This window comes from Streptomyces sp. SID5785 (assembly GCF_009870065.1).
Lineage (GTDB): Bacteria > Actinomycetota > Actinomycetes > Streptomycetales > Streptomycetaceae > Streptomyces.
This window is the reverse complement of the sequence record NZ_WWIA01000407.1, coordinates 1-5,348: the sequence shown is the minus strand read 5'-3', so window position 1 is coordinate 5,348 and position 5,348 is coordinate 1. Positions and strand designations below refer to the sequence as shown.

The 5,348-nt window shown below is 71.5% G+C and carries 5 protein-coding genes; all 5 read right to left on the bottom strand.

Translation table 11 applies throughout. From position 1 onward, the window contains the following. A partial coding sequence (locus GTW43_RS13555; RefSeq protein ID WP_161301920.1) for an extracellular solute-binding protein occupies positions 1-1,626 on the bottom strand: 1,626 nt, incomplete at its 3' end. A gap of 41 nt (positions 1,627-1,667) precedes the next feature. Further along, the gene (locus tag GTW43_RS13550) at positions 1,668-2,627 is read right to left on the bottom strand and encodes a carbohydrate ABC transporter permease (protein ID WP_161301919.1); all 960 of its coding nucleotides are present in this window, start codon (positions 2,625-2,627) and stop codon (positions 1,668-1,670) included. Beyond that, positions 2,624-3,520, bottom strand: a complete 897-nt coding sequence (locus GTW43_RS13545) for an ABC transporter permease subunit (RefSeq protein ID WP_237536578.1) — start codon at positions 3,518-3,520, stop codon at positions 2,624-2,626. The genes GTW43_RS13550 and GTW43_RS13545 overlap by 4 nt, the downstream gene beginning before the upstream one ends. Positions 3,521-3,578: 58 nt before the next feature. Then, on the bottom strand, positions 3,579-4,607 hold the full coding sequence (locus GTW43_RS13540) for an acyltransferase domain-containing protein (protein ID WP_161301918.1): 1,029 nt from the start codon (positions 4,605-4,607) through the stop codon (positions 3,579-3,581). Next, a partial coding sequence (locus GTW43_RS13535) for an amidohydrolase family protein (protein WP_161301917.1) occupies positions 4,604-5,348 on the bottom strand: 745 nt, incomplete at its 5' end. The genes GTW43_RS13540 and GTW43_RS13535, both read right to left, overlap by 4 nt.

Below are 5,348 nucleotides of genomic sequence, written 5' to 3'. Positions count from 1 at the left end.
TTTCAGGAACTCGTCGGCCACCCTGGCGCCGCCCTGCTCGCGCCATTTCTTGTAGATGCCGTCCCAGTCGGAGACTTTCTTGCGGCCGGCGATGACGGAGGTGACGCCGTCGCCGAGGATCTGGTCGAGGCTCGCTCCGCGGTCGGTGAAGGTCTCGGACTGCAGGCCCCACCGGTCGTTGCGCTCGAGCAGCGGTGCGACCTTCTTCTGCCAGGCGTGCAGCCGCTTGACGAGGTCGGCGCCGCCGGGCTGGTAGAGGACGTTCGGGGCGTCGCACAGGTACTTGAGCGGCAGGTTGGTGTTGGACTCGACGAGGCCGAGCGAGGTGGGGATCGGGTCGTTGTCCTTGTTCCGCTCGAAGTGGACGCCTTCGAGCCCGTAGTGCGTGAGGTCGTACTCCTTGGTGCCGAAGGGGGCGGCCAGGTAGTCGAGGACGCGCAGCAGGAGCCTGACGCGGTCCTTGGACGCCTTCTTGAGGAGGGTGTAGCCGAAGGCGCCGCGCGTCTGCTGGAAGTGCGGGGTCACTCCGGGGACTTCGTAGGGCACGGCGGCGTCGAGGGTGTAGGCGTCCTTGATGCCCTGGAAGTCGCTGGGGTAGGCGAGGAACCCGTCGACCATGGACAGGACGGTGCCGTTGTAGAACTGGGTCATCTCGTCGACGTTGGAGACGGAGGTGGCGTCCGGGGTGTAGGAGCCGTCGCGGCGCAGCTTCGCGTGGAAGGCCAGCATCTCCTTGAACGCGTCGGTGCCCCACATGTCGGTGGCCCTGCCGTCCTTGATGCGCCACTCGTTGGGGGTGCCGTGCCAGGGGGCGAAGGTGCGGTAGCCGAAGGCCGAGCCGCTGTAGGCACCGAGCGCCCACTTCTTGCCGCCCGTCGCGTTCTCGGCGGTCGCGGCGAAGTCGGCGGCGGCCATGCCGGGCCGGTAGCCGGCGGCGGTGAACGCCTCCTGGTTGATCCAGAGCGGGTCGCCGAACTTGGGCCGTTCGATGGGGATGCCGTAGAGCCGGCCACCGATCAGGCCGATGCCCTCCCAGGCGTACGGGGGCAGGTTGGCGAGGTTGGGGTAGTCCTTGACGGCGTCCCCGGACAGGTGCTCGGTGAGGTCGGCGCAGCGGGACTGGGCGAACTCGGCCTCGCGCGGCAGGACGAAGCCGCCGCCGATGCTGATGATGTCGGGCAGGTCGTCGCCCGCGAACACGGTCGTCATCTTGGCGCGGAAGTCGGCCTCGGGCACGGCGGTGAAGTCGATCTCGACGCCGAGCGCCTTCTGCACCGCGGCGTAGAACCGGTTGCGCGAGGCCGGTTCGGGCGGGGTGCCGTACGTGATGGAGAGGACCTTGATGCGTTCCTTGCCGGTGCCGGGGCGCTCGGCGACGGCGGTCGTGAGCTTCTGCGGGTAGGACAGGAAGCCGGACTGGACGCCGTGCGTGTCGGGGGCGAGGTCGGGTGTGACGACGGTGCGCGGGACGTACGCGGGGAGCGCGGCTCTCTTCCTGCCCGCGTTGGACACGGAGCCGTGCTGCGCGGTGTCGCAGGCAGTGAGCGCGGCGGGCGCGGCGAGAGCGACGCCGGCGGCGGAGAGGGTGCGGAGCAGGGTGCGGCGCGACAGGGTGGGGTCGTTCATGACACCGGTTCCTTGGAGGCGTGGGTGGACGACGGTCGGGCTCAGCTCTTGATGGCGCCGGTGAGCACGCCCTTGGTGAAGTACTTCTGGACGAAGGGGTAGACCAGCAGGATCGGGACGGTCGCGAGCACCAGGACGGCCATCTGCGTGGTCTGCGGGGCGGAGACCTGTCCCGCCTCGCTGAGTCCGGTGTCGGCGATCTGCGCGCCGCCGATGACGTAGGTGCGGAGCACCTGCTGGAGCGGCCAGTGGTCGGACTCGAGGTAGACCGAGGCGTGGAACCAGGCGTTCCAGTAGCTGACGGCGTAGAAGAGGCCGACGACGGCGAGTGCGGCCTTGGACAGGGGCAGGACGATCCGCCACAGGATCTTCCAGTCGCCCGCGCCGTCCAGCCGCGCCGCTTCGTACAGCTCTTCCGGGATGCCCTGGAAGAAGCCGCGCAGGACGACGAGGTTGAAGACGTTGACGAGGACGGGCACGACGAGCGAGGCGTAGGTGTCGAGCATGCCCAGGCCCTTGACCAGCAGGTAGGCGGGGATCATGCCGGGCGGGAAGAGGAACGTGAACAGGATGAGCAGCAGGACGGGCTTGCCGCCGAAGACACCGGGCCGGGCCAGCGCGTAGGCGAGGAACGTGGTGCAGGCGAGCGAGAGCAGGGTTCCGGCGCACGTCACGGCGACGCTGACGCCGAGGGCACGGGTCACGATGCCGCCGCTGAGGATGTTGTCGTAGGCGCGCAGCGTGGGGTGGCTGGGCCACAGCACCCAGCCGCCGCCCGCGACGACCTCGCGGTTGGAGGCGAGGGACGTCGAGACGATGACGAGGAACGGGACGAGGACGAGAGCGACGAGCACGACCAGGGCGAGGGCCTTGGCGGCCTGGGTGAGCGGCCGGGGCCGTTCGCTCCAGGCGGGGCGCCCGCTGTCCCTGCCGGTGCGGGCGGGGCGTGCCCCGGCGGCCGGGCGGCGGGTCCTGCGGGCGAACGCGGTGAGGCTGGTCATCGGTAGATCCCCTGTTCGCCGAGCCGGTGAGCGATCTTGTTGGCGGCGAAGACGAGGACCGCTCCGACGAGTCCCTTGAACAGGCCGGCCGCCGCCGCGTATCCGGTGTCGCCGTTGACCAGCCCCTGCCAGAACACGAAGGTGTCGAGGACCTCACCCGCCTCGGGTCCCACCGACGGCCGTTGCAGCAGCATCTGTTCGAAGCCGACGGAGAGGATGTCGCCGAGCCGCATGATCAGCAGGAGGACGACGACGGGCCGGATGGCGGGCAGGGTCACGTGCCAGAACCGCCGCCACGGTCCCGCCCCGTCGATCGCGGCGGCCTCGTAGCTCTGCTCGTCCACGTTCATGAGCGCGGCCAGGAAGATGATGGTGCCCCAGCCCGCGTCCTTCCAGATGACCTCGGCGACGACGAGCGGCTTGTAGGCGCCCGGGCTGCCGATGATGTCGACGGTGTGCAGTCCCGCGTCGTGCAGGAAGGAGTTCAGCAGACCGGTCGAGCCGAGGACCTGCTGGAACAGGGCGACGACGATGACCCAGGACAGGAAGTGCGGCAGGTAGACGACGGACTGGACGAAGCGGCGCAGCAGCGAGGACGTGAGGCTGTGCAGCAGCAGGGCGATGCCGAGGGGCACGGGGAAGAAGAAGACGAGCTGGAGCAGGGCGATCGCCACGGTGTTCCAGGTCGCGTGCCAGAACTCGGGGTCGCCGAGCATGCGGCTGATGTTCGCGGTGCCGGTCCAGGGGCTGGCCCAGAGACCGTCGAAGGGCACGTAGTCCTTGAGGACGACGACGTTGCCGAGGAACGCGCCGTAGTGGAAGACGAGGAAGTAGAGCAGGCCGGGCAGCATGAGCAGGACGAGCACCCGGTGCCGGGCCAGGCGGTGCCACATCGGGCCGTTGCTCCTTTCTGCGCGCGACGCGTGCGCGCGGAGTGGATGGCGCGGGGTGTCAGGGAAGGCGCAGCACCCCGCAGTGGAGCCGCACGTGGCCACCGCCTCCCAGGTGCGTGACGACGGCCCGCTGGAGCGAGGTGCTCCGGGGCAGCCGGGCGAGGTCGGCCGTACCGGGCGGGGTGTGGAAGACGAACTCGAGGACCGAGTCGTCGCAGGGGTCGGCGGCGCCGAAGAGCGTGAACCGGCGCTGGAATCCGAGGATGTTGGAGGTGCCGGGGAGCAGTCCGTCGAGCTGCGGATCGAGGAGCCAGGACCGGCACAGCGCGTACGTGTACGTCTCGTCGGGGAAGCAGGTGCGAAAGAACGCGGCGGCCTCGCGCAGGGAGGTGTCGCACAGCTGCGGGGTCAGGGGACCGTCGCCGGGGATGTGCAGTTCGAGGACGCGCTCGCCGTCCTCGGGGCCGTGCCGCGGTGTGCCGCCGCAGGCCTCGGTGTCGAGCACGGTGCGGTCGTACTGGAGGCGGCCGACGCGGAAGAGGGTGCCCCGGAAGTGGCGTACGAGCCAGCGCTGCCGGTCGAGTCCGCTGCGGCCGTGCGCCTTGCGGTACGTCTCCGCCTTGGCGCCGACGTCCGCGACAGTGGCCCGGGTGACGGCCTCGGGGACGCCGAGCTTGCAGTGGTGCTCCAGGAGGCGGGGCAGCGCGGCGAGGTAGACGTGCAGGTAGAAGTGGCGGCCGTGGGCGCCGAGGGAGGCGGGGGCATCGGGCCAGTCGAGGTCGGCCGCGGGGACGCCGGTGTCGTGCAGGGCGTCGAGGCAGGCGCGCAGCGCGGCGGCGAGCGGGCTGCGGGGGTCCGCCGCGGGCCAGGTGCCGAGCAGCTCGGCCCGGTCCTGCTCGGGAATCGCCGACAGGGCGGCGCGGTCGGCGAGTTCACCGGGCGGGACGGGCACGAGGGAGGTCCGGCCGGTGGCGTACCGGTCGACGAGCCGCTCGGCCCAGTCGCGCGCGGCGGCGTCGAGCGTGGGTGGCGTCGGCGGGGCGGGCCCGGCGCCGCCCGAAGGGGTCTGTTCCGCCGGCGCGTTCATCCGTCGTTCCTTCCGGTCGCGGGGTGTCCGAGGAGCCAGGTCGTGTGCGGGGTCAGCTGTGGGTCGCCGGGGGTGAACGTGAAGCGGAGGAGATCCGCGGGCTGCCCCGGTGCGATGCGTCCGCGGCCGCCGACGAAGCGGCCGGGACCCGTCGTCGCCATGCGCAGCGCGGCGGCGAGTCCGATCCCCGTCGTGCGGGCCACGTGGGCGACGCCGTGCGCGAGCGAGCGTGCGGCGCCGGCGAGGTACGGCGTTCCGGCGGCCACGAGGCGGCCGTCCTCGTGCAGTTCGACCCGGCCGCCGACGGGGGCGTCGTACGCTCCGGGCGGCAGACCGGCGAGCGCCACGGCGTCGGAGACGAGGACGCAGCGGTCGGCGCCCTTGGCCCGGATCATGGTGACGAGGGTGTCGGGCGGCAGGTGGTGGCCGTCGGCGATCAGTCCGGCGGTGAGCCGGTCGTCGGCGAGCTGGCTCCACAGGTAGTTCGGGTGGCGCGGCAGCACGGCGTGGGCGCCGTTGCCGAGGTGGGTGCTGAGCGTGGCGCCGGCCGCGGCGGCGGCGTGGATCTCGTCCGGCGTCGCATGGGTGTGGCCGATGGCGACGTGGACACCGCGGGCGGCGAGCTGCTCGATGTACGGCAGCGAGCCGGGGTGGTGCGGGGACAGGGTGACCATGCCGACGAGCCCGTCCGACGCCCGCTGCCAGTCCTCGAACTCGTCGAGGGAGGGCGGTCTGACCCAC